This window comes from Parahaemophilus parainfluenzae (assembly GCF_001053575.1).
GTDB classification, from domain to species: domain Bacteria; phylum Pseudomonadota; class Gammaproteobacteria; order Enterobacterales; family Pasteurellaceae; genus Haemophilus_D; species Haemophilus_D parainfluenzae_S.
The window spans coordinates 326999-350504 of the sequence record NZ_JVSL01000017.1 but is presented as its reverse complement, the minus strand read 5'-3'; the positions used below and the strand labels follow the sequence as shown (position 1 = coordinate 350504).

General features: G+C 39.3%; 22 protein-coding genes. 8 read left to right on the top strand and 14 right to left on the bottom strand.

Features of this window, described 5'->3' with window-relative positions; genetic code table 11:
• Positions 1-146 precede the first annotated feature (146 nt).
• From murI to gmk, 5 genes are all read right to left on the bottom strand, one after another.
• A complete protein-coding gene (gene murI, locus AC979_RS03790) occupies positions 147-938 on the bottom strand; it encodes a glutamate racemase (protein WP_049372915.1) in 792 nt (263 codons plus the stop codon).
• 30 nt (positions 939-968) lie between these two features.
• On the bottom strand, positions 969-3050 hold the full coding sequence (recG, locus tag AC979_RS03785; RefSeq protein ID WP_049372914.1) for an ATP-dependent DNA helicase RecG: 2082 nt from the start codon (positions 3048-3050) through the stop codon (positions 969-971).
• Positions 3050-5170, bottom strand: a complete 2121-nt coding sequence (gene spoT / locus AC979_RS03780) for a bifunctional GTP diphosphokinase/guanosine-3',5'-bis pyrophosphate 3'-pyrophosphohydrolase (protein ID WP_049372913.1) — start codon at positions 5168-5170, stop codon at positions 3050-3052. Before spoT ends, recG begins: the two co-directional genes overlap by 1 nt.
• A gap of 75 nt (positions 5171-5245) precedes the next feature.
• On the bottom strand, positions 5246-5512 hold the full coding sequence (gene rpoZ / locus AC979_RS03775; protein WP_049372912.1) for a DNA-directed RNA polymerase subunit omega: 267 nt from the start codon (positions 5510-5512) through the stop codon (positions 5246-5248).
• A gap of 59 nt (positions 5513-5571) precedes the next feature.
• Positions 5572-6198: a guanylate kinase gene (gene gmk, locus AC979_RS03770; protein ID WP_049372911.1), complete on the bottom strand. Its 627-nt coding sequence runs from the start codon at positions 6196-6198 to the stop codon at positions 5572-5574.
• A gap of 218 nt (positions 6199-6416) precedes the next feature.
• Here gmk and gap point away from each other — a divergent pair, with 218 nt between their 5' ends.
• Entirely contained in the window at positions 6417-7436 is a 1020-nt protein-coding gene (gene gap / locus AC979_RS03765) for a type I glyceraldehyde-3-phosphate dehydrogenase (RefSeq protein ID WP_049363694.1), read from the top strand.
• A 228-nt stretch (positions 7437-7664) separates the two neighbouring features.
• Positions 7665-9482, top strand: a complete 1818-nt coding sequence (locus AC979_RS03760; protein ID WP_049372910.1) for an AMP-dependent synthetase/ligase — start codon at positions 7665-7667, stop codon at positions 9480-9482.
• A 47-nt stretch (positions 9483-9529) separates the two neighbouring features.
• On the opposite strand, the gene selD is transcribed toward AC979_RS03760, so the two are convergent.
• The 3 genes from selD to AC979_RS03745 all read right to left on the bottom strand — a co-directional run bounded on the left by selD (position 9530) and on the right by AC979_RS03745 (position 12761).
• A complete protein-coding gene (gene selD / locus AC979_RS03755; RefSeq protein ID WP_080971301.1) occupies positions 9530-10567 on the bottom strand; it encodes a selenide, water dikinase SelD in 1038 nt (345 codons plus the stop codon).
• A gap of 61 nt (positions 10568-10628) precedes the next feature.
• The gene (locus AC979_RS03750) at positions 10629-11897 is read right to left on the bottom strand and encodes an HlyC/CorC family transporter (protein ID WP_049372908.1); all 1269 of its coding nucleotides are present in this window, start codon (positions 11895-11897) and stop codon (positions 10629-10631) included.
• Between the two features lie 78 nt (positions 11898-11975).
• Positions 11976-12761, bottom strand: a complete 786-nt coding sequence (locus AC979_RS03745; RefSeq protein WP_049372907.1) for a cytochrome C assembly family protein — start codon at positions 12759-12761, stop codon at positions 11976-11978.
• 139 nt (positions 12762-12900) lie between these two features.
• On the opposite strand from AC979_RS03745, the gene ffh reads away from it, so the two are divergent.
• The 6 genes from ffh (at position 12901) to hda (ending at position 20181) form a co-directional block, all read left to right on the top strand.
• Positions 12901-14292: a signal recognition particle protein gene (gene ffh, locus AC979_RS03740; protein ID WP_005698426.1), complete on the top strand. Its 1392-nt coding sequence runs from the start codon at positions 12901-12903 to the stop codon at positions 14290-14292.
• A 240-nt stretch (positions 14293-14532) separates the two neighbouring features.
• Positions 14533-16776: a nitric-oxide reductase large subunit gene (locus AC979_RS03735; RefSeq protein ID WP_049372906.1), complete on the top strand. Its 2244-nt coding sequence runs from the start codon at positions 14533-14535 to the stop codon at positions 16774-16776.
• A 183-nt stretch (positions 16777-16959) separates the two neighbouring features.
• Entirely contained in the window at positions 16960-17298 is a 339-nt protein-coding gene (locus tag AC979_RS03730; RefSeq protein WP_049372905.1) for a hypothetical protein, read from the top strand.
• A gap of 121 nt (positions 17299-17419) precedes the next feature.
• Positions 17420-18046 (top strand): uracil phosphoribosyltransferase, encoded by a 627-nt coding sequence (gene upp / locus AC979_RS03725; protein ID WP_005695610.1) that lies wholly within the window; start codon positions 17420-17422, stop codon positions 18044-18046.
• Positions 18047-18166: 120 nt separating this feature from the next.
• Complete coding sequence (locus AC979_RS03720; RefSeq protein WP_049365006.1) at positions 18167-19414, top strand: nucleobase:cation symporter-2 family protein; 1248 nt, start codon at positions 18167-18169, stop codon at positions 19412-19414.
• A gap of 71 nt (positions 19415-19485) precedes the next feature.
• A complete protein-coding gene (gene hda, locus AC979_RS03715) occupies positions 19486-20181 on the top strand; it encodes a DnaA regulatory inactivator Hda (RefSeq protein ID WP_049372904.1) in 696 nt (231 codons plus the stop codon).
• A gap of 55 nt (positions 20182-20236) precedes the next feature.
• Here the strand turns inward: hda and AC979_RS03710 are convergent, their stop codons facing one another.
• Genes AC979_RS03710 through AC979_RS03685 form a run of 6 tightly spaced genes read right to left on the bottom strand, consistent with a single transcriptional unit; the run spans position 20237 to position 23476 of the window.
• The gene (locus AC979_RS03710) at positions 20237-20533 is read right to left on the bottom strand and encodes a hypothetical protein (protein ID WP_049372903.1); all 297 of its coding nucleotides are present in this window, start codon (positions 20531-20533) and stop codon (positions 20237-20239) included.
• Positions 20534-20538: 5 nt separating this feature from the next.
• A complete protein-coding gene (locus AC979_RS03705; RefSeq protein WP_239657831.1) occupies positions 20539-21177 on the bottom strand; it encodes a hypothetical protein in 639 nt (212 codons plus the stop codon).
• Positions 21152-21550: a VOC family protein gene (locus AC979_RS03700; RefSeq protein ID WP_049372901.1), complete on the bottom strand. Its 399-nt coding sequence runs from the start codon at positions 21548-21550 to the stop codon at positions 21152-21154. The genes AC979_RS03705 and AC979_RS03700 overlap by 26 nt, the downstream gene beginning before the upstream one ends.
• Positions 21550-22467, bottom strand: coding sequence for a c-type cytochrome biogenesis protein CcmI (gene ccmI, locus AC979_RS03695; protein ID WP_049372900.1), 918 nt, complete (start codon positions 22465-22467; stop codon positions 21550-21552). The genes AC979_RS03700 and ccmI overlap by 1 nt, the downstream gene beginning before the upstream one ends.
• Positions 22467-22931, bottom strand: a complete 465-nt coding sequence (locus AC979_RS03690) for a cytochrome c-type biogenesis protein (protein ID WP_049372899.1) — start codon at positions 22929-22931, stop codon at positions 22467-22469. Before AC979_RS03690 ends, ccmI begins: the two co-directional genes overlap by 1 nt.
• Positions 22931-23476 carry a DsbE family thiol:disulfide interchange protein gene (locus AC979_RS03685; RefSeq protein WP_049364999.1) on the bottom strand — a complete coding sequence of 182 codons (546 nt, stop codon included), beginning with the start codon at positions 23474-23476 and terminating at the stop codon, positions 22931-22933. The genes AC979_RS03690 and AC979_RS03685 overlap by 1 nt, the downstream gene beginning before the upstream one ends.
• Positions 23477-23506 lie beyond the last annotated feature (30 nt).

The window sequence follows — 23506 nt, the reverse complement described above, 5'->3', positions numbered from 1 at the left end:
GCACTGGTTTTTCTTAAGAGTCACAACAGCGCGTCGTTGTGTGGGGCGTATTATAGGCATTTCAGATGCCTTTGCAAGATCTTTTTGTAAAAAAATGTAAATTTTTTGCTATTTGCTTACAAACGCAGCAACACAACGAGAAAAAATCATTTTAAAACGGTAATTCCATCAAATCCCCAGAGAGCCAACGCTTGTTCTAATTGATATTTATTCTCTACATCTTGCGTACAAAAAACCTGATTTTTTACCTCAGATTTTGACCGCACTTCTAATTTATCAAGTAAATACTGCAAACGTCTGGCAATAGCGAATCCTGGGTCCATAAAATTCTTCACTTGAGGTAAGCAAATTTGAATTTCATCTTTAATTAAAGGGAAATGGGTACAGCCTAAACAAATCGTATCTAAATTCTCTATTGAGGCCCAAGGACTTAATTCATTTTTCAATGCAATCAAATCAACCGATTTCCCTTGGATTTTATGCTCTGCGATTTCAACCAGTTTAGTTGAGCCTAATCGTTCAACGACACAATGGGCGGCAAACTGATGAATAAGCTCATTAACATAAGGGCGTTTAACCGTGCCCTTTGTTGCCAATAGACCAATATGTTTCGTTTGAGAGATTTCTGCTGCAGGCTTGATGGCTGGCACGGTACCTACAATCGGAATAGAAAATTGTTCACGCAAAGGCGGTAACACCACCGTACTCGCGGTATTACAAGCAATCACAATGGCATCAAGTGGATAATCTTGATTAATTTTTTTACAAATATCCAATGTTCGCTGAATAATTGTTTCTTCTGATTTTTCTGAATAAGGAAAGCCTGCATTGTCAAAGCAATACAAATAATGGTTATCTGGCATGAGCTTTTTCGCTTCCCGATAAACGCTTAAGCCCCCCATTCCTGAATCAAAGAAAAGTACCGTTGATTTATTCATTTAAAAAACTCTTTCAAAAATAACCGCACTTTAGGCATTCGAATAAATTTCTCGATTATTTAGCCAACGACGGATTAAACTTTCTGCCACATCCGGATATTTCACTATTAATGCTTTAGCATAATGTTGAACGGTTGGAATCATTTTACGATCGCGCATTAAATTCGCCACCTTAAATTCGGCGATCCCTGTCTGCTTAGTGCCCAATACCTCACCCGGGCCGCGAATTTCTAAATCTTTTTCCGAAATCACAAAGCCATCTTGGCTATCGCGTAGTACCTGTAAACGTTTTTGCGACACTTTACCCAATGGCGGTTTATACATTAGGACACAAAAAGAAGCCGTGCTGCCACGTCCTACTCGCCCACGTAACTGATGGAGTTGTGATAAACCTAAGCGCTCAGCATTTTCAATGATCATGAGACTGGCATTCGGCACATCTACGCCCACTTCGATTACGGTTGTGGCCACAAGCAAATCGAGTTCTGCATTTTTAAAGGCCGCCATAATATCTTGTTTTTCTTGCGGTTTCATTCGCCCATGTACAAGACCAATTTTAAGCATCGGCAACGCTTTCGTTAAATCTTCCCAAATTGCCTCTGCAGCTTGCGCTTCTAATATTTCAGATTCATCAATTAACGTACAGACCCAGTAAGCCTGACGTTTTTCATTAATACAGGCGTTTTTGACTCGAGTAACGATTTCATCACGACGCTCTTCTGAAATAACAACTGTCGTAATCGGCGTTCTACCTGGAGGCAATTCATCAATAATCGACGTATCAAGATCGGCATAAACCGTCATCGCTAATGTTCTCGGGATCGGTGTTGCTGTCATAATCAGCTGATGTGGATAAAATCCTGCTTTTTCGCCTTTTTCTCGCAACATTAATCGTTGATGCACACCAAAACGATGCTGCTCATCAATAATCACCAAGGCTAAATCCGAAAATTCTACTTCGTCTTGGAATAACGCATGCGTGCCCACCACCATTTGTACCGCACCAGACTTAATTTTTTCCAATTCAGCTTGGCGAGCTTTCCCTTTCACCTTACCCGCTAGCCAGCCGACGTCAATACCAAAAGGCTCTAACCAACGTCGGAAATTATTCGCATGCTGTTCCGCTAAAATTTCCGTTGGCGCCATTAATGCCACTTGTTTACCATTATCAATCGCTAATAAGGCGGCTAAGGCTGCCACTAATGTTTTCCCTGAACCTACATCTCCTTGAACAAGTCGCATCATCGGATAATCTTTCGCTAAATCCTGTTCAATATCTGCCACGACTCTATTCTGTGCATTTGTTGGTTTAAAAGGCAAAGATGCAAGAAAATGTTGCTTCAAATCGGTTTGATAATGTAATGGTAACGCTAAAAATTGCTGCGTACCTAACCGCACTTTTTGCATCGCAAGATTATGCGCAAGAAGCTCTTCAAAGATAAGTCGTTGTTGTGCCGGATGCTGCCCTTTCTCCAAAATATCTAATGAGATATCTGGCGGTGGTCGATGCAAAAATCGAATAGCATCCTTTAAGCTAAAAGGATGCGGATTAAATTCATTAGGTAAAATTTCCGTTAATTGGATTTTATCGAGTAAAGCCAATGCTTGATCGGTTAGCTTACGTAATGAATTTTGTTTTAAACCTTCCGTTGTGGAATAAATAGGCGTGAGTGTTTCCTCTAAAACCAGTGGCGCATTATCCCTAATGATTTGGTACTCAGGATGATGTATTTCCGCCATAAAACGCCCGCGTTTAATTTCACCAAATGCTTTGACACGCGTACCAATCTGAAAACTATTTTTCATTCCCGCATTAAAATTGAAGAAACGGAGCATAATTTTGCTCGTTCCATCTGAGAGACTTACGGTTAAAATAGGACGTCGCCCAAAGGCAACTTCACAGGTTTGGACAACACCTTCAATGGTGGCATATTGTTCAGGGCGAAGATCGGCAATAGGCGTAATTCTCGTGCGATCTTCATAACGGATAGGTAAATGAAAAAGCAAGTCTTGGAGATTATGAATTCCAATACGGCTTAATTTATCGAAGATTGCCGCACCTACACCAGATAAAGTGGTTAAAGGAACGGCATCGAGAAGTTGTGTGCTCATTATGCTTCATTAATATTGCGCTTCAAACGAATCACACTGGTAATTTGTTTGATTTTTCGCATAATGTTTTCTAAATGATAGATATCTCTCGCGCCAACTTGGATAATAACTAATAGGACATTATTTTCTAATTCTTCTGTCCAAATACTTTGAATATTACTTTCGCAAGTCGTGACTGCTGTCATAAGACTACCTAATACATTTTGTTCATTAAGCATTTCAATGTGTAATTCGGCATCAAAATTGACCGCACTTTCAGACTCTTCCCATTTCGCAGCGGTGAAATCCTTCGTATTGCTTGATGTTAAATTAGAACAAGCTTGATGATGCACCACTACTCCTTTTTTCGCAGTGCTTAATGCCACGATCGGATCACCCGGAATTGGATGACAACATTGAGCAAAAGATGCTTTCATTTCGCCATCTCGGCTTAATGTTAGCGTGCTTTGTGTATTTTCAGGCACACCATCCACATCAATTTCAATGGCTTCATCCATTAATTGATGGGCAATAACGCTCGACATTTGATTGCCGACACCAATTTCTACAAAAAGCTCATTGAGGCTTGAGAGATTTAATTCATTCAGTACGGCTTGGATTTTATCTTCAGAAACCTCTGAGAGATAATGTGGTTTCAACGCCATTTCTAACTGTTTTTTGCCTGTTTGAACCGCATCATCTGCACGCAATAATTTTAAGAAATGACGAATACGGGTTCTTGCTCGAGCGGTCACCACAAAGTTTAACCAACTAACGCTTGGGTGAGCGTTTTCACTGGTCACAATCTCAACGGTTTGACCAGATTCTAAAGCTTGTGATAACGGATAAGGTTTATGCTCTACTACTGCCGCAACACAATGATTTCCCACATCAGAATGTACAGCATAAGCAAAATCGACAGCTGTTGCGCCCATTGGCAATTCCACGATGCGACCTTTCGGCGTAAAGACATAAATTTCTTTCGGGAAAAACTCGGATTTGACATTCTCAATAAACTCGAAGGAGTTACCCACGTTTTGTTGAATATCCACCAGGCTTTGTAACCAACGTTGTGCGCGGACTTGAGCGGTGGTGCTATCGTTTTTACCGCCTTCTTTATACACCCAATGGGCGGTAATTCCCATTTCGGCAACCTGTTCCATCTCTTCAGTTTGCAAGTGAACTTCTACAGGCACCCCATGAGGACCAATCATTGAGGTTTGTAGCGCTTGGTAGCCATTTGCACGTGGCACAGCAATATAATCTTTCACCTTGCCTGGGCGAGGTTTATACAAACTATGCATTTGCCCCAATCCGCGATAACAATCATCAACTGAATTCACAATGACACGGAAAGCATAAATATCCATAATTGAATGGAATTTCTGATCTTTCGTGCGCATTTTTTGGTAGATTTTATAGAGATGTTTTTCTCGCCCCCAAATACGACTTGGAATACCTGCATTTTCAAGACGCTGTGAGATATCATTAGAAATACGTTGGATCAACTCCTGACGAGAACCACGTGCCTGTTCGACGAATTTTTTAAGCACTTCATAACGGCGAGGATGCATGGCTTCAAAAGATAAATCTTCTAATTCATTTTTGATATGCTCAATGCCTAAACGATGGGCTAATGGACAGTAAATCTCTAGGGTTTCTTTTGCAATGCGACGACGTTTATCTGGACGTAATGAGCCCAGTGTTCGCATATTATGGGTACGGTCAGCCAGTTTGATTAAGACGACACGAATATCTCGAGTCATCGCTAAAATCATTTTACGGAAGTTTTCAACCTGTGCTTCTTGGCGGGTACGGAATTTCAATTTATCCAGTTTAGATACGCCATCTACAATTTCGGCTACGCTAGCGCCAAACTCATCTTTTAATTGGGATTCGGTATAAGGGGTATCTTCGATAACATCATGCAATAATGCCGCCATGACAGCTTCATGGTCTAAATGCATTTCCGCAATGATTGAAGCCACTGCAACTGGGTGCGTAATGTAAGGTTCGCCACTTGAGCGAAACTGTCCTTCGTGAGCATCTCGCGCAATGACGAATGCACGTTTGATTAATTCAATTTTATCGGCGGGCAAATACCCCTGAACAATTCGATCTAAATTGGCAAACAATTCCAAAGGACACCTGACTTTTTGTAGAGAGAAAGACTAGGCGGCCAAAATAAGCTTAATTTTGACCGCACTTTAATGAGATTATTCTGTGATTAACGCCACTGCCACTTCTTCATTACGTTGAGAAGCTGCTGCATCTAAATACTCTTTTGCATCCATGATTTCTTGGTTGATTAACCCTTTTTCGATTTCACGTAATGCAATGACAGTTGGTTTATCGTTATCTTCTGGCACTAACGGCTCACTTTGATGTAGCTCTAATTGTCTCGCACGACGAGCGGCGGTTAAAATTAAATCAAAACGGTTACCAATTTTTTCTACTGCATCTTGCACAGTCACTCGAGCCATGTTTTACTCCGATGTTAAAAATAATGTCTATAAAGAGAAATATTGTACTCAATTCAAGGTTATTTTGCTAGTAGCTGGTGAATTAAGTCTGCATTTTCTGTTTGTTGATAAGCTTTAGTCAAACGTTCTGCCTGCAAAATACTTTGCAAATCAGCCAATGCCTGTTCAAAATTATCATTCACAATAACGTAATCATATTCGTCATAATGGGAAATCTCGCTAATTGCTTTCGACATTCGTTCAGCAATCACCTCTTTAGTATCCTGTCCACGTCCAACCAAGCGACGTTCTAATTCAGGCAATGACGGTGGCAAAATAAAAATACTTTTTACAGAAGGTACCTTTTGACGAATTTGCTGTGCGCCCTGCCAATCAATATCTAAAAACACATCAATGCCTTTTGCTAAGTTTTCTTCAATTGCTGGCAATGAAGTGCCGTAATAATTGCCACCAAACACTTTTGCATATTCTAAGAAATGGCCTTTTTCAATTAAACGCTCAAATTCTTCTACGGAAACAAAATAATAATGCACACCATGACTTTCGCCTGGGCGAGGTGAACGTGTTGTGTGTGAAATCGACACCATTTTTTTCGTGCCTTGATTTTTCTCTAATAATGCTGAAATTAATGATGACTTGCCCGCCCCACTTGGTGCAGAAAGAATATATAAATTACCTTGAGACATAATTGAAACCTCTTCTTGTTGTTTGTTTTTATTATACAAAAAGAAAATGAAAAGTGCGGTCAAATTTTCATTTGTTTTACCAAATTGTTAAAAAGTGATCGAGATCACAAAAAAGTGGTATATACCCTTTTTTTTATCAAAATGCCCATGCTATAATCGGCGGGAACTCGTTAGAGCAACGATTTTGTTTAACTTAAAAAATAGAAGGTGAAAATCTTATGGCTATTAAAATTGGTATCAACGGTTTCGGCCGTATCGGTCGTATCGTATTCCGTGCAGCACAACATCGCGATGACATCGAAGTTGTAGGTATCAACGACTTAATCGACGTTGAATACATGGCTTACATGTTGAAATACGATTCAACTCACGGTCGTTTTGACGGTACTGTTGAAGTTAAAGACGGTAACTTAGTCGTAAACGGTAAAACTATCCGTGTTACTTCTGAACGTGATCCTGCAAACCTTAACTGGGGTGCGATCGGCGTTGATGTTGCAGTTGAAGCAACAGGTTTGTTCTTAACTGATGAAACAGCACGCAAACACATTACTGCTGGTGCGAAAAAAGTCGTATTAACAGGTCCTTCTAAAGATAGCACACCAATGTTCGTACGTGGTGTAAACTTCGGTGCATACGCAGGTCAAGATATTGTGTCTAACGCATCTTGTACAACAAACTGTTTAGCACCTTTAGCACGTGTTGTTCATGAAACCTTCGGTATCAAAGATGGTTTAATGACTACTGTTCACGCAACCACAGCAACTCAAAAAACTGTTGATGGCCCATCAGCTAAAGACTGGCGCGGTGGTCGTGGTGCATCACAAAACATCATCCCTTCATCTACCGGTGCAGCAAAAGCAGTGGGTAAAGTATTACCAGCATTAAACGGTAAATTAACTGGTATGGCGTTCCGTGTTCCTACTCCAAACGTTTCTGTAGTTGACTTAACTGTAAACTTAGAAAAACCAGCAACTTACGAACAAATCAAACAAGCAATCAAAGATGCAGCTGAAGGTAAAACTTTCAACGGCGAATTAAAAGGCGTTTTAGGTTACACTGAAGATGCAGTAGTTTCTACAGACTTCAACGGTTGTGCTTTAACTTCTGTATTTGATGCTGATGCGGGTATCGCATTAACTGATTCTTTCGTTAAATTAGTATCTTGGTACGATAACGAAACTGGTTACTCAAACAAAGTATTAGACTTAGTTGCACACGTATACAACTACAAAGGCTAATCAAAATAGCTAAAAAATTAACCGCTCTTTTTAGAGCGGTTTTTTTATTTCTAATCAATTTAGATTTTCTCAATATTTTATATATTCTTTATTGCTCATTTCAATATAAAAATAGAAAAATAATATGTCTATTATTTATTCTATATTCACAAAATAATAACATTTTACTAGATTTTAAATTTATTTCGTTTATATTAGCGTACAGTTGTTCGCTCAAATAAGGCTTATATGTATTTAGAACGTCATTTCGTCAATCGAATTCGCCAACAGGCAAAAATTCGTCAAAATGCAACCGCACTTCGCCATAAAATTAATGGCTTATGGAAAGATATTTCGTGGAACGCATTTCAACAACAGCTTGACCAGCTCTCATTAGCTTTGCTTGCTTGCAATATTCAAGTACAAGATAAAATTGCGATTTTTGCACACAATATGTCTCGTTGGACTATTGCCGATATTGCGGCACTTCAAGTCCGTGCTATTACCGTTCCCATTTATGCAACCAATACTGCACAACAGGCCGAGTTTATTTTAAATCATGCCGATGTCAAAATTCTGTTTGTTGGTGATCAAGAACAATATGATCAAGCGTTAGAAATTGCACATCAGTGTCCACAATTACAAAAAATTGTGGCCATGAAAGAACAAATTCAACTGACAGAAACTACCCTTTCCTGTCATTGGGACGATTTAATTCAATTAGGTACAGCCGAATTTCAGACTGAATTTGAAACTCGCTTAGCAAATAAGGCAATGGATGATTTATTCACGATCATCTATACCTCTGGCACAACAGGTGAACCCAAAGGCGTCATGCTCGATTACAGTAACTTGGCGCATCAACTTGAAGCCCATGATATTGCATTAGATGTTAATCAAGATGAGGTTTCACTTTCTTTTTTACCATTTAGCCATATTTTTGAGCGTGCTTGGGTTGCCTATGTGTTACATCGCGGAGCAATCCTTTGTTATCTCGAAGATACCAATCAAGTACGTGAAACATTAACAGAAGTGCGCCCAACCTTTATGTGTGCAGTACCGCGTTTCTATGAAAAAATTTATTCTGCCGTGCTTGATAAAGTGCAAAAAGCACCTTTTATTCGTCAGATGATTTTCCATTGGGCGATTGCAGTGGGGCAAAAACGTTTTGATCTTCTCTCTCAAAATAAAAAAATCCCGTTCTTCTTGCAAAAACGTTATGCGCTTGCCGATAAACTGGTGCTGTCTAAACTGCGTTCATTGTTAGGCGGACGTATCAAAATGATGCCTTGTGGTGGCGCAAAATTAGAACCGACCATTGGCCTTTTCTTCCATAGTATTGGGATTAATATCAAACTCGGTTATGGCATGACAGAAACCACGGCTACCGTTTCTTGCTGGGATGACCATCATTTTAATCCGAATTCTATCGGTAAATTAATGCCAAATGCCGAAGTTAAAATTGGGGAAAATAACGAGATTCTAGTGCGTGGCGGTATGGTAATGAAAGGTTACTATAAAAAGCCTGAAGAAACAGCACAAGCCTTCACCGAAGATGGTTTCTTGAAAACGGGAGATGCAGGTGAATTTGATGCTGAAGGTAATTTATTTATTACCGACCGCATTAAAGAATTGATGAAAACTTCTAACGGTAAATACATTGCGCCACAATATATTGAAGGGAAAATTGGTAAAGATAAATTTATCGAACAAATTGCGATTATTGCCGATGCCAAAAAATATGTTTCAGCGTTGATCGTACCTTGTTTTGATAGCGTAGAAGAATATGCGAAAAAACTGAATATTAAGTATCAAGATCGCATGGAATTACTCAAACACTCTGAAATTATCAAGATGTTTGAACAACGTATCGAAAGCCTCCAAAAAGAATTAGCGCACTTCGAGCAAGTGAAGAAATTTACGCTACTCTCTCAAGCATTTAGCGTAAAACTTGGTGAAATAACACCTACACTCAAATTACGCCGAAAAGTGATTATGGAACGCTATCGTCATATTATTGACTCGATGTATTCCAACAACAAAGAAAACAAGGAAAATAAAGAATAAAAAAAGTGCGGTGAATTTCACCGCACTTTTATTTTAACGAAAATGATTTATTCGACTTCTACTAATACACCAGCTTGACAAGGTTTCAATACCCCAACCTCACTAAGCTCAATATCAGCTTTTTTCGCAATCTCTAAGATTTCAGCCTCACTTTCTGGTTTAACCGCAATCAACAAGCCACCAGAGGTTTGAGGATCGCAAAGCACTGCCTTTTGATAATCCGTAAGAGGAGCAATTTTATGACCATAGCTTTCAAAGTTACGGTTGGTTCCACCTGGTACACAACCTTCTGCAATGTAATCTGCTACGCCATCTAATAATTTGATTTTATCAAAATGCACAACCGCATTGAGATTTGAGCCTTCACAGATTTCAGCTAAGTGCCCCAATAAACCAAACCCCGTTACATCCGTCATAGCTGTTACGCCTACAACTTCTGCAAATTGACTACCAATCAGATTCATTTGGCACATTGCTGCTGTTGCCAATCCTTGATGTTCAGGTTTTAATTTACCTTTTTTCTCTGCAGTAGTCAGCACGCCTATACCTAATGGTTTGGTTAAATAAAGCTTACAATCCGCTTCTGCTGAGGCATTACGTTTGACACGATCCGTTGCAATAACGCCTGTTACCGCTAAACCAAAAATCGGTTCTGGCGCATCAATCGAGTGTCCACCCGCTAGCGAAATCCCTGCTTGATGACAAGCAAAACGGCCACCATCAACAATTTTCTGTGCCACTTCTGCCGGCAATTTATTAATCGGGAAACCTAAAATGGCAATTGCCATAATTGGCTTACCGCCCATTGCGAAAATATCACTAATGGCGTTGGTTGCCGCAATACGTCCAAAATCAAAAGGATCGTCCACAATAGGCATGAAAAAATCCGTGGTACTGATAATTGCAGTACCATTACCAAGATCATAAACCGCAGCGTCATCCGCTGTTTCATTTCCCACTAATAAATTGGGGTCAGCAAATTTTTCGAGTTTAGTCTGTAAAATTGTCCCTAACACCTTAGGCGAAATTTTACAGCCTCAACCTGCGCCGTGGCTGTATTGTGTTAAACGAATCTCATCCGTCATATTCAATCCTTTGTAAAAATAACGTACTTCTTAAAAAAAGAGCGGTCAGAAAAAGTCATATTTAGGAGGCTAACTTCTCCACTTTTGCTTGCTTGATCATGTTATCGCTGACTTCTAAAATGGTAATTCTTAAGCCATTGATTTCACAAATAGTTCCTTCATCCGGAATATCTTCAAGATGCTCTAGAATCAAACCATTAAAGGTACGTGCATCTTCTGTATCCAATTCCCAACCGAACATTTTATTCAAATCACGAAGATTTGCCGACCCTTCAATAATCATCGAACCATCAGATTGCTGAACGACTTCTTGTTCAATAGTCGGCGCAGTAGTGGTTGTAAAATCACCCACAATTTCTTCTAAAATATCTTCAAGCGTGACTAGTCCTTTAATGTCACCATATTCGTCCACCACTAAACCGATACGTTCTTTTTTCGTACGGAAATTCGCTAATTGTGTTTTCAGTGGTGTCCCTTCTGGAATGAAGTACACTTCATCGACGGCACGTAGTAAAGTTTCTTTGGTAAATTCATTTTTTTCTAATAACAAACGAAACGCCTCACGCACACGTAAAATCCCTAATACTTGCTCATCAAGGCTGCATTTATACAACACAATTCGGTTATGTGGTGCATGATTAAGCTGGCGCATAATCGCTTTCCAATCGTCATCAATATCAATCCCTGCTATTTCATTACGTGGCACCATGATATCGTCGACGGTCACCGTTTCCATATCTAAAATAGAGAGCAACATTTGTGGATGCTGTTCATCCGGTGTGGCTTCTCCCGCTTCTGACACAATACTACGGAGTTCTTCACGGCTAATCACTTGTTTTTGCATATCGGGTTTTAAACCCACCATTCGCATTAACGTTTTCGTGAAAATATTCATTAACCAAACTAATGGATAGAATACTTTTAACAATAGCGACAAAATGTGACTTGAAAAAAAGCCCACTTTCTCTGGGTGCATCGCCGCGACGGTTTTAGGGAAAATTTCAGAAAAAACAAGCATCACAAAAGTTAATAAACCTGTTGCAATAGCCACGCCCGCATCGCCATATAAACGCATACCAATCATGGTTGCAATAGCTGAGGCACTGATGTTAACAAGGTTATTAAAGATCAGAATAAAACTTAACAAGGTATCAGGCTTTTCGAGCAGTTTTTCTGCTTTTTGCGCCCCTTTATTGCCTTGTTCCGCCATAAAACGAAGGCGATATTTATTGAGAGAGAGTAATCCGGTTTCTGAGCCGGAAAAATAGGCTGATAAAACTAAACAAATAATGAGTGTAATAAATAAAGTACTAAGGGGGATACTGTCCAAGGGTAAATCCTTTTGTTCGTTAATCAACAAAAAGTGCGGTTATTTTCACCGCACTTTTTACCTGTTCTTTGATTTTGATTAAATCAAACGGCTACCAAAATAGCCAATCGTGAGCAGAATGATACCTGAAATTGCGTAAATAATCATCCTTTTTCCACGCCAGCCTAGTCGCCAATGACCAAAACAAGCAATCCCAAAACTAATCCAAGCAAGGAAAGAGAAAATCGCTTTGTGCAGATTTTCTGGAGTTACCGCTTGTAATACATGATAAGTGCCCGAAATTAGCGTCAGCGTGAGTAAAACTTCTCCCATCGCAAATAAACAGAAGAAATGACGTTCTACCGCCATTAATGGTGGAATTGCTGGTGAAAATTGGATTTTACGCTTTTTCAAATTACGGTCTAACCAGACCAACTGAATCACATAAAGCGTTGCAATAAAACAAACCGCATAGGTAAAAAGCGACAAGCCGATATGGAACAACATCAATGTGTTCTGATTCAACATTTGGATGATGTGGCTTGATAAGAATGTCGCAAAGATCAAGCTAATGATCGAAAACGCATACACAATTGGTAAAACAAACCACATTGTCGAAACGAGAAACATTGAAAGCGTCGCCAATCCGGCAATAACTGCGCTCATTAAGGACGCAATTCCCATTAACGTAAAACGTTGTCCTGAGGCAAGATCCTCTAACAAAGGGAACGTGCTGACAGCATGTAGAATAATGGCTGCAAGTGCGGTCAGAAAAAACGGGATTTTACTTTGACTCAACTTCCCTTCTGACGAGTTCATCAAAAACGGGGCGATCAGCAATAGACTAAGAATGTAAAAAATAATCGAAAAAAGGGCAAACCACATAATGCGTTCTCTTTACTAGGAAGTATTCTTATTTTAACGGATCTTTTCTCTAGATCGCCATAATTTTATTTGAAATGATGAAAAACGCCCAAATTTCGGTATAATCACGGCAATTTTTTAAGAAAAAACAGGATTTAAAATGTTTGAGAATTTATCGGATCGCCTTTCCAAAACGCTACGCAACATTAGCGGTAAAGGTCGCTTAACTGAAGATAATATTAAAGAAACCCTACGCGAAGTACGTATGGCTTTATTAGAAGCAGACGTTGCGTTGCCTGTCGTACGTGAATTTATCGCCAAAGTAAAAGAAAGCGCATTAGGCGAAGAAGTCAATAAAAGCTTAACACCAGGCCAAGAGTTCTTAAAAATTGTTCAACGTGAACTAGAAAAAGCAATGGGGGAAGCTAATGAAAGCTTAAACCTGGCGACACAACCACCTGCAGTTATTTTAATGGCGGGTTTACAAGGTGCGGGTAAAACCACCAGCGTGGGTAAATTAGCTAAATTCTTACGCGAACGTCATAAAAAGAAAGTGCTCGTGGTATCTGCCGACGTATATCGTCCTGCGGCGATCAAACAGCTTGAAACCTTAGCACAATCTGTTGGCGTGGATTTCTTCCCATCTGATGTTAAACAAAAACCGGTAGAGATTGCAAAAGCGGCACTTGCTGACGCTAAACTCAAATTTTACGATGTATTAATCGTGGATACCGCGGGTCGCTTACACGTTGATAGCGAGATGATGGATGAAATCAAGCAAGTTCATGCAACATTAAATCCAATTGAAACGCTCTTCACGGTTGATGCGATGACCGGTCAAGATGCGGCAAATACCGCAAAAGCCTTCAATGAAGCCTTGCCTCTTACTGGGGTTATCTTAACCAAAGTGGATGGTGATGCGCGTGGCGGTGCGGCTTTATCCATTCGTCAAATCACCGGCAAACCGATTAAATTCCTAGGTGTGGGCGAAAAAACAGAAGCCCTCGAGCCATTCCATCCTGATCGTGTAGCATCGCGTATTTTAGGCATGGGTGATGTGCTTTCCCTTATCGAAGATCTGGAACGTTCAGTGGATCGAGAAAAAGCGGAAAAAATGGCGCAAAAATTCAAGAAAGGCGATGATTTCACCTTAGACGATTTCCGTGAACAGCTCCGTGAGATGAAAAAAATGGGTGGCATGATGTCTATGCTTGAAAAATTACCGGGTGCGAAAAACTTACCGGATCATGTCAAAAATCAAGTAGATGACAAAATGTTTATCAAAATGGAAGCTATCATTAATTCCATGACCTTAAAAGAACGTGCCAATCCAGATATTATCAAAGGATCTCGCCGTCGTCGTATTGCATTAGGTTCTGGCACACAAGTTCAAGATGTGAATAAGTTGCTGAAACAATTTGACGAAATGCAGCGTATGATGAAAAAAATGCGCAAAGGTGGCATGGCGAAAATGATGCGTGGCATGCAAGGCTTAATGGGCGGAGGCGGCTTAGGTGGCCTTGGTGGTTTAGGCGGTATGTTTAAACGTTAATTCCTTCTTCAAATAAAGTGCGGTCAAAAATCAATAGGTTTTTGACCGTATTTTTTATCTTTTTATTCAGCATTTCCTATTACCTGATTAAATTACTCAGTTTTAGGTAATATTTTCATCAATTGATAGCCGATATAATTGCTCAAGTATTTTACTTGGCGTAAAATCTAGGTCCTGATGATTATCTACGACATTTAATCATCAGGAAGTGATATTTTCTAATAATCTAGGAGTGATAAAATGGGACAGTATAAAAAGTTCTGGTACCTATTAGTCGCCGTATTGATTGGAGCCTTCTCCATCCTCGGTTACTATGGGTTCGAAGTTTATCGTGAAGCACCACCGATTCCGCAACAATATGTTTCTGAATCTGGCGAAAAAGTGATTACTCACGATGATATTTTACATGGTCAAACCGCTTGGCAAACCACTGGTGGTATGCAAGTGGGGTCTGTTTGGGGACACGGTGCATACCAAGCACCAGACTGGACGGCAGATTGGCTTCACCGTGAATTAACTAACTGGTTGGATATTACAGCGAATCAAGAATTTGGTAAAAACTTCGCTGATTTAAATGATGAACAACAAACGTTATTAAAAGCGCGTCTAACCAAAGAATATCGTGGTAGCAAAGTTGAAAACGGTACCGTTGTGCTTTCAAACACCCGTTTAGCGGCAATGGAAAAAACAGCGCAATACTACATCTCTTTATATGGTGATGATCCTGCAACCAAAGTGACCCGTGAACACTTTGCGATGAAGGATAATACCCTTCCTGATTTACAAGCTCGTAAAGACTTAGCTAAATTCTTCTTCTGGACCGCATGGACTGCATCTGCTGAACGTCCAAATACTCACGCAAGTTACACCAACAACTGGCCACATGAGCCGTTAATTAATAACGTGCCAACACCAGAAAACGTGATTTGGTCTATTGCGAGTGTGGTATTCCTCATTGCAGGTATTGGTTTCGTGGTATGGATTTGGTCATTCAAAAAACGTGAAGATGAAAAAGAACCACCAACACCTGAGTTCGATCCACTCACAAAATTACAACTTACCCCTTCTCAACGTTCATTAGGTAAATACCTCTTCACTGTGCTTGCACTTTTCCTCTTGCAAGTCACATTAGGTGCGGTTGTTGCACACTATACAGTTGAAGGTCAGGAATTCTATGGTATTGATATTTCTCAATACTTCCCATATTCATTAGTGCGTACATGGCATATTCAAGCTGCCTTATTCTGGATTGCAATGGCATTCTTAGCCGGTGGTTTATTCCTTGCACCAATCATTAATGGCGGTAAAGATCCGAAATTCCAAAAATTGGGTGTGGATGTTCTATACTGGGCATTAGTGGTATTAGTCGTCGGTTCATTCACTGGTAGCTACTTAGCAATTGCTCATATTCTCCCTGAAGAATGGAGCTTCATGTTCGGTCACCAAGGCTATGAATTCATTGACTTAGGTCGTTTCTGGCAAGCAGTGAAATTCGCAGGCATCTTATTCTGGTTAGTCTTAATGCTTCGCGGTACAGTGAATGCATTCAAACAACCTGGTGATAAAAACTTATTGGCATTATTCTTCGCCTCAGTAATTGCGATCGGTTTATTCTATGGCCCTGCATTATTCTATGGCGAGCACACTCACATTTCTGTGATGGAATACTGGCGTTGGTGGGTAGTTCACCTATGGGTAGAAGGCTTCTTTGAAGTATTCTCTGTAGCGGCACTCTCATTCATCTTTGTAAGTTTAGGTTTAGTTTCACGTCGTACTGCAACTGTGGCAACCATTACTGAAGCGGCGTTATTCTTAATCGGTGGTATCCCTGGTACTTTCCACCACTTATACTTCGCAGGTGCAACCACTCCAATTATTGCTGTAGGTGCATCATTCTCTGCGCTTGAAGTGGTACCTTTAGTGTTACTAGGTCATGAAGCTTGGGAACACTGGGCAATGCAACAAAAAACACCTTGGATGGACCGTTTAAAATGGCCTCTTTACTGCTTTGTAGCCGTAGCGTTCTGGAATATGTTAGGTGCTGGCGTATTTGGTTTCTTAATCAATCCACCAATTTCGCTTTACTATATCCAAGGCTTGAACACGACTGCTGTTCATGCTCACGCCGCATTATTCGGTGTGTATGGCTTCTTAGCACTAGGCTTCGTATTCTTAATCGCTCGTTATTTACGTCCGGATACACCATTTAACGATAAGTTAATGAAATGGGGCTTCTGGTTATTAAATGGCGGTTTAGTATTAATGATCGTATCAAGCTTATTACCAATCGGTATTATTCAAGGTTATGCAAGTATCTCTGAAGGCTTATGGTATGCTCGTAGTGAAGAATTTATGCAACAACCTCTATTCGATACCCTACGCTGGGTTCGTTTCGGTGGCGACGTGGTATTCATCTTCGGCGCACTCGCTTTCTTCTGGCAAATCTTTACGATGATTTTCTTTAAACCGAAAAAAGCAGCGTAACTAAATTTATTATCGTACAAAAGCGGCTAAGTAATTGGCCGCTTTTTATTTGTGAAAAATTCGTTAAATTTTCTGACTCTACTTTGATCTCCATCAAACTATTTACCTTCTTTTAAGTATGATTAAATTTGTCTTTAGATCTATACTTTCCATACTTTTCAACTTTTCTTATAACATTTCAACATGAGTGACAATCCATTCAACGCTAGTTGGTCATCAAAGGGCAATACGCTATGTCTAGGTCATTGGGATATTACTTATCTTGGTTTACCTGTGGTACTGCCACTTGAACGCCGTGATAAAGATATGGGAACAAATAATATTTATAATTTCATGGATCCCGAAGATGAGCTTTATCGAGAAGGCTTAATGGAAGATGATTGGATTGTGGAAAACATCGATTGGCTTTCGGATGTTTTTATCGAGCACAATATCCCTTTAGAAGAAGAAACCATGCGTGCATTCTATCAAGCGGTGAATAAGGAAGACTGGCGATGTGGGAGCTGTGGTGGATGTATTTAATAGCAAAGTGCGGTAAATTTTATCCCCGTTTTTATACCGAACTGTCATAATAAAAACACTAGGAAATTCAATATTTCTGATATAAAATTCTCCGATTTGTTTTTTAAAAGGGAGAAAAAAGATGAAACTTGTTGAAGTTAAACATCCGCTTGTTAAACATAAATTAGGCGTGATGCGCGAAGCTGATATTGATACCAAAAAATTCCGTGAACTTGCAACTGAAGTGGGTAGCTTACTTACCTATGAAGCCACTGCCGATCTTGAAACAGAAAAAGTGATTATTGAAGGTTGGAATGGTCCTGTTGAAATTGAACGTATCAAAGGCAAAAAAGTCACTGTTGTGCCAATTTTACGTGCGGGTCTTGGTATGATGGACGGTGTATTAGAGCACGTTCCAAGCGCTCGTATCAGTGTAGTCGGGATTTATCGTAATGAAGAAACCCTTGAACCTGTTCCTTATTTCCAAAAACTTGCGAGTGATTTAGAAGAACGTTTAGCTATCGTTGTGGATCCAATGCTCGCAACCGGTGGTTCAATGATCTCCACAATTGATTTATTAAAAGCAAAAGGTTGCCAACACATCAAAGTATTAGTATTAGTCGCGGCACCTGAAGGAATCAAAGCATTAGAAAAAGCGCATCCAGATATCGAACTTTATTGCGCATCTATTGATGATCACTTAAATGAACAAGGCTACATCATTCCAGGCTTGGGTGATGCAGGCGATAAGATTTTTGGGACGAAATAATTCCCTTTTAATAAGACGGCATTTATGGCCGTCTTTTTTCCGTGCGTGAAAACACAAAAGCTAAAAAAGCATTAAAACCGACCGCACTTTCAGTTAATTCAAACCGAGAGTTGAAACTAAATGAGTAATCAAACTACAACCGCACCTGTTGAGGTGCAAAGCATGGGCAAACAAGCGTTTGTCGGTTTACAGATGTTATTTGTGGCCTTCGGCGCCTTAGTATTAGTTCCCTTAATCACCGGATTAAATTCTAATACAGCCCTTCTCACAGCCGGTATCGGTACACTACTTTTCCAACTTTGTACCGGTAAACAGGTTCCTATTTTCTTAGCCTCCTCTTTTGCCTTTATTGCACCTATTCAATATGGCGTACAAACTTGGGGCATTCCAACCACAATGGGTGGACTTGCTTGTGCAGGCTTCGTCTATTTCGCACTATCAACTTTAGTAAAATTGCGTGGTAGTGCTGCACTTGAGCGCATCTTCCCGCCTGTTGTTGTGGGTCCTGTAATTATCATTATCGGTATGGGACTTGCCCCCGTTGCTGTGGATATGGCATTAGGTAAAAACAGTGCATATAGCTATGAGCATTCGGTATTGGTTTCAATGATTACCTTGGTCACTACCCTTTCTGTTGCAGTATTTGCTAAAGGTATGATGAAACTGATTCCAATTATGTTTGGTATCGTTGCTGGCTATGTGGTTTGTTTATTCTTAGGATTAATTAACTTCCAACCTGTTTTAGACGCAAAATGGTTTGAATTACCTGAGTTAACCAAACCAGAATTTAATTTAGAAGCTATTCTTTATATGCTACCGATTGCTATCGCACCAGCAGTTGAACACGTGGGTGGTATTATGGCAATCAGTTCTGTAACAGGTAAAGATTTCCTTAAAAAACCAGGCTTACACCGTACTCTATTAGGGGATGGTGTAGCAACGGCTGCAGCGTCATTAGTAGGTGGTCCACCAAATACCACTTATGCCGAAGTAACGGGTGCAGTCATGCTAACTCGCAACTTCAATCCAAATATTATGACTTGGGCTGCGGTATGGGCAATTGCGATTTCCTTCTGTGGTAAAGTAGGCGCATTCCTTTCTACTATTCCAACCATCGTAATGGGGGGCATTATGATGTTGGTATTCGGCTCGATTGCCGTTGTTGGGATGAGTACCTTAATTAAAGGCAAAGTAGATGTAACTGAACCTCGCAACCTTTGTATCATTTCGGTAGTTATGACCTTCGGTATCGGTAATATGTTTGTCAACGTAGGCGATGTTGTTTCCCTAAAAGGAATTAGCCTTTGTGCCATCGTTGCCATTGTGCTGAACTTGATTTTGCCAAAAGCGAAAAATGAAGTAGAATAAAACTTCCCAAACAAAAGGGTTAAATGAAAATTTAGCCCTTTCTTTTTTATTTTAAATCAACTCGTTAATCCGTGAATCAGCAACTTTCTTTACCTATTCATCAAATTGATGATGAAACGCTTGAGAATTTTTATAGCGATAATAATGCATTATTGCTCAATTCTTTACGCCAAAACATGACTGATTTACAACAGCAATTCTTCTACCTTTGGGGAAACCAAAGCGTCGGAAAAACTCATCTTCTACGCGCACTCTGTAATGAATATATTCAGAAACAACGGAGCGCCATTTATGTCCCATTGAGCAAATCACAATATTTTTCTACTGCAGTTTTTGAGAATTTGGAGCATCAAGAATTAGTTTGTTTAGATGATTTGCAAACAATTATTGGAAATTCAGAATGGGAAATTGCCTTATTTGATCTCTTTAATCGTATTAAGGCTAATGGCAAAACTTTATTAGTTGTCAGTGCAGATCAATCTCCAACGGCTCTACCCGTTAAATTACCGGATCTTGCTTCTCGCTTAAAATGGGGAGAAAGTTATCAATTGATTCCACTCAGCGATGAACAAAAATTTGCAGTATTGAAACAGAATGCCCATCAACGAGGCATCATACTTTCAGATGAGACTGCCAATTTTATATTCACGCGTTTAGATCGTGATATGGCAACACTAAAAGAAGCATTAGTGAAACTCGATGAAGCCTCACTACAAGCCAAACGAAATCTGACGATTCCTTTTGTGAAATCGATTTTAGGCTTATAAACAAGCAAAAAAATAACCGCACTTTTTCAAGCGCGGTTATTTTTTCTTTATTTAATTACCAGCAATGGTGACAATAGCCAAATGCCGGCATAATGGCCACTGGATAACGAGAATAGCCTGTCATTTTTGGACGATGATCGCTTGCATTCACTTCATTTGGAACGCTATCTCTTTGTGCGACTCTCGCTTTTTCTCGAGCAGTAACAGTATTACCACTTGTTACTCGAGCATTATAATCTTGTACAGTATTCATATCATACGCAGCTGCGCCATTACCAATACTTGAAGCTTCCTGAGGTGCTGTACACGCAGTTAAAACAGCTAACGCTGCAATAGAGATTAATTTTTTCATAAATTTTACCTTTTGTTACAAACCACTTTATTAAGTGTTTCTCTGCCTTCTTTGATCCGTTCGTTCGCTTTTCTTCTAACATTAGGATCTTCGTTATTTTCAATGTATTTCGCTACATTGGCATTCTTTATTGCATAAACAGGCACATACTGCGAAGTTTTCGTTTCGCTCTGTTTATAAATTGTCGCCCCTAAAACGCTTCCATAATATTCACTGGCATCATTTGGCTTAATGTAATAATTACTAGAATTTGTTACATCTACACCATCTGTGCTTTTAAAACCACTACAGATTCCCGCGGGTGACAGAAACGTTGTTTTGGATGCCGCAACTTCGTTAAATTTATATACTTCAAATTCAACACTATTGGCCAGCTCTTCCATATCTTTTTCAGATTTAGGATCTAAACTTCTTTGCCCTTTTCCATCAATATATTTCACTGTTTCAGAAATATTACTTTCAGAAACATTAACTGAAAGATTATTTTCAGGCGTTTTTACCTTTGTTGCATATACAACACTACTACCTTCGGCTGAAACAACTGACGCTGCTAAAATACAAAAAGAGTAAATCCCAATTTTTTTCTTAATATGACTCATAATAATTTGATTTTCTACGTTAATAATTATTTTCGTATAACTCAATAGGTAAATAATCTGGGTCTCGAAAGAAAGTGTACTTCATTCCAGTTAATTCATCAACCCTAATCGGTTCACAATTAATGCTATTTTCCAGAAGATAAGCAACATATTCATCAATGTTATCGACTTTAAATGCCAAATGCCGTAAACCACAGGCTTCAGGGTTGGTGACTCTTTGAGGCGGATTTGGGAAAGAAAATAGCTCTATTTGACTCCCATCAGGAAAACTTAAATCTAATTTATAACTATCTCGTTCTACCCGATAAGTTTCATTTAGCTGTTTCGCCCCTAAAATCTCCATATAAAAATGCTTCGAACGTGCATAGTTCGAAGCAATAATTGCAATATGGTGAAAACCTAATAATTGAGGTTTCATTATTTCTCCGGTGTGACGCTTTTTGCTTTTTCTTCTTCCTGTAAAGCAAGGGCATCACGTGCAGCACGAATACTCTTCTCAAGCATTGGCACACGAGGATCATCTGGTTCCAATAAACGTAACATCATTGCCCAGGTGACGGCTGCCATTTTATAATCCTCACCTTCAAAATAACTGAAAGCCAGTAAACTTAATGCTTCAGGATTAGAATGATCTTGACGAATAATCTCACGTAAAAGCTGATTACCTTTCAGTTTATCCGTTTGATCTTCAGAAGACATTAACATACGCGCATAAGAAAGCTTATAATCTAAATTATCCGGCTCAAGCTTATTCGCTTGTTGGTAACTATCAAAGGCTAATTTTCCATTACCTAAATTCATCCCTACCTGACCTAACAACCACCATTTTTTAGCATCCTTTGGTGTTTTTTGTAAATCCAAACGAAGTGCGGTCGAAAATTGTTGCATTTCTGCATCCGTCATTGGGTTTGTGTCTTCTTCTTTGATTCGTTCAAAGAAATAAGGTAATTTTGCCAATGTTTTTTCCATCATATCTTCGGCTTTCCAAGATCCCAAAGGGAAATAAGCCCCGCCAGCAATAATGGCTAAACCTAATAAACCAGAAACAAACCACAACTTACCGTAATTTTTGGCATTTTTATCGATCGTTTGTGTTTCTTGTTGAGGAATATCTTCTAATAATGTTTTTTGTAGCTCTTGTTTGAGTTGTTCAACGTTCTCAACTAAGCCTTGCTGATTATCTTGGTCAATCTCTTTTAAGCGAGAAAAATACAATGCTTTATTTAATTCATCACGCTTTTTGTCTTCTTTCGCTTTAACTGAGCGCAACAAGGGATAAAAACAAATCAATGCCACCACTAACGTGAGCACAATAATACTTAATGCAAAATTCATTATTTATCCTTTTCTTTGAGTAAAGCCGATAAACGAGCATTCTCTTCATCATCTAAAATCGCGTCAGAATTGACCGCACTTTGGCTTTTTGATTTACGTTTAAATATAAATAAAATCCCAATCAACACTAACAAAATTGGGACAATCCATAATACGATTGTTGAAGTCGTCATTGGTGGATCATAAGTCACAAAATTGCCATAACGTTGAATCATATAATCGACAACTTCACTTCGTTTTTTACCTTCTTGTAACAACTCAAACACTTTGCCACGCATATCTACCGCAATAGTTGCATTAGAGTCGGCAATATTGTTATTTTGACATTGAGGACAACGCAATTCTTGTGTTAATTGATGATAGTCTTTTTCTTGCTCTGGTGAGGCAAAATTCAATGCATCAATAGAAGCAGTTGCAGAGATACTCACAAAAAGTGCGGTTAAAAAAAGCCATGATTTTTTCATTATGGTTTCTCCGCGAGTTTGTCATAAATCGGTTTTAAGGTCTCATTCCAAACGCGTTCATTCACATCTCCTGCTAAGCGATAATGAATCACGCCTTTGCCATCCACGATAAATGTTTCTGGTGCGCCGTAAACACCCAAATCTAATGCAAAAGAACCTTTTTCATCTTTAAGCACAAGACTATAAGGATTGCCCAAATCTTTCAGCCATTTTATGGCTTTTGGTGATTCATCTTTATAGTCGATACCAATGATTGTTACACCTTGTTTAGCCAATTGATTCAAGTATTGATGCTCTGCATAACAAGTTGGACACCAAGTTGCCCACACATTTAATAGAATCGGTTTGCCTTGTTGGAAAATTTCATTACCGTAGGTTTTATTTTCCAATAAATCTGTTAATGTTTTCTGTGGCACAGGTTTTCCCACAAGCGCAGATTCTAACGCTTTTGGATCATCTCCTTGCGCATTACGTCCTAACTGAACTAAAAAAGCTGCAGCCACGGCAAGAAAAATAATAAGTGGGATAAGTAGTTTTTTATTCATAACACTATCAATTTCACATCTATTTCTAGG

What these genes read in the sequence shown, in the direction of transcription:
- AC979_RS03720 (WP_049365006.1), top strand. Translation starts at nt 18,167, where the DNA reads ATGAGTAATCAAACTACAACCGCACCTGTTGAGGTGCAAAGCATGGGC.
- murI (WP_049372915.1), bottom strand. Translation starts at nt 938, where the DNA reads ATGAATAAATCAACGGTACTTTTCTTTGATTCAGGAATGGGGGGCTTA.
- AC979_RS03760 (WP_049372910.1), top strand. Translation starts at nt 7,665, where the DNA reads ATGTATTTAGAACGTCATTTCGTCAATCGAATTCGCCAACAGGCAAAA.
- ccmI (WP_049372900.1), bottom strand. Translation starts at nt 22,467, where the DNA reads ATGAATTTTGCATTAAGTATTATTGTGCTCACGTTAGTGGTGGCATTG.
- AC979_RS03735 (WP_049372906.1), top strand. Translation starts at nt 14,533, where the DNA reads ATGGGACAGTATAAAAAGTTCTGGTACCTATTAGTCGCCGTATTGATT.
- recG (WP_049372914.1), bottom strand. Translation starts at nt 3,050, where the DNA reads ATGAGCACACAACTTCTCGATGCCGTTCCTTTAACCACTTTATCTGGT.
- AC979_RS03700 (WP_049372901.1), bottom strand. Translation starts at nt 21,550, where the DNA reads ATGAAACCTCAATTATTAGGTTTTCACCATATTGCAATTATTGCTTCG.
- AC979_RS03690 (WP_049372899.1), bottom strand. Translation starts at nt 22,931, where the DNA reads ATGAAAAAATCATGGCTTTTTTTAACCGCACTTTTTGTGAGTATCTCT.
- upp (WP_005695610.1), top strand. Translation starts at nt 17,420, where the DNA reads ATGAAACTTGTTGAAGTTAAACATCCGCTTGTTAAACATAAATTAGGC.
- AC979_RS03685 (WP_049364999.1), bottom strand. Translation starts at nt 23,476, where the DNA reads ATGAATAAAAAACTACTTATCCCACTTATTATTTTTCTTGCCGTGGCT.
- ffh (WP_005698426.1), top strand. Translation starts at nt 12,901, where the DNA reads ATGTTTGAGAATTTATCGGATCGCCTTTCCAAAACGCTACGCAACATT.
- gmk (WP_049372911.1), bottom strand. Translation starts at nt 6,198, where the DNA reads ATGTCTCAAGGTAATTTATATATTCTTTCTGCACCAAGTGGGGCGGGC.
- gap (WP_049363694.1), top strand. Translation starts at nt 6,417, where the DNA reads ATGGCTATTAAAATTGGTATCAACGGTTTCGGCCGTATCGGTCGTATC.
- rpoZ (WP_049372912.1), bottom strand. Translation starts at nt 5,512, where the DNA reads ATGGCTCGAGTGACTGTGCAAGATGCAGTAGAAAAAATTGGTAACCGT.
- AC979_RS03745 (WP_049372907.1), bottom strand. Translation starts at nt 12,761, where the DNA reads ATGTGGTTTGCCCTTTTTTCGATTATTTTTTACATTCTTAGTCTATTG.
- AC979_RS03730 (WP_049372905.1), top strand. Translation starts at nt 16,960, where the DNA reads ATGAGTGACAATCCATTCAACGCTAGTTGGTCATCAAAGGGCAATACG.
- AC979_RS03710 (WP_049372903.1), bottom strand. Translation starts at nt 20,533, where the DNA reads ATGAAAAAATTAATCTCTATTGCAGCGTTAGCTGTTTTAACTGCGTGT.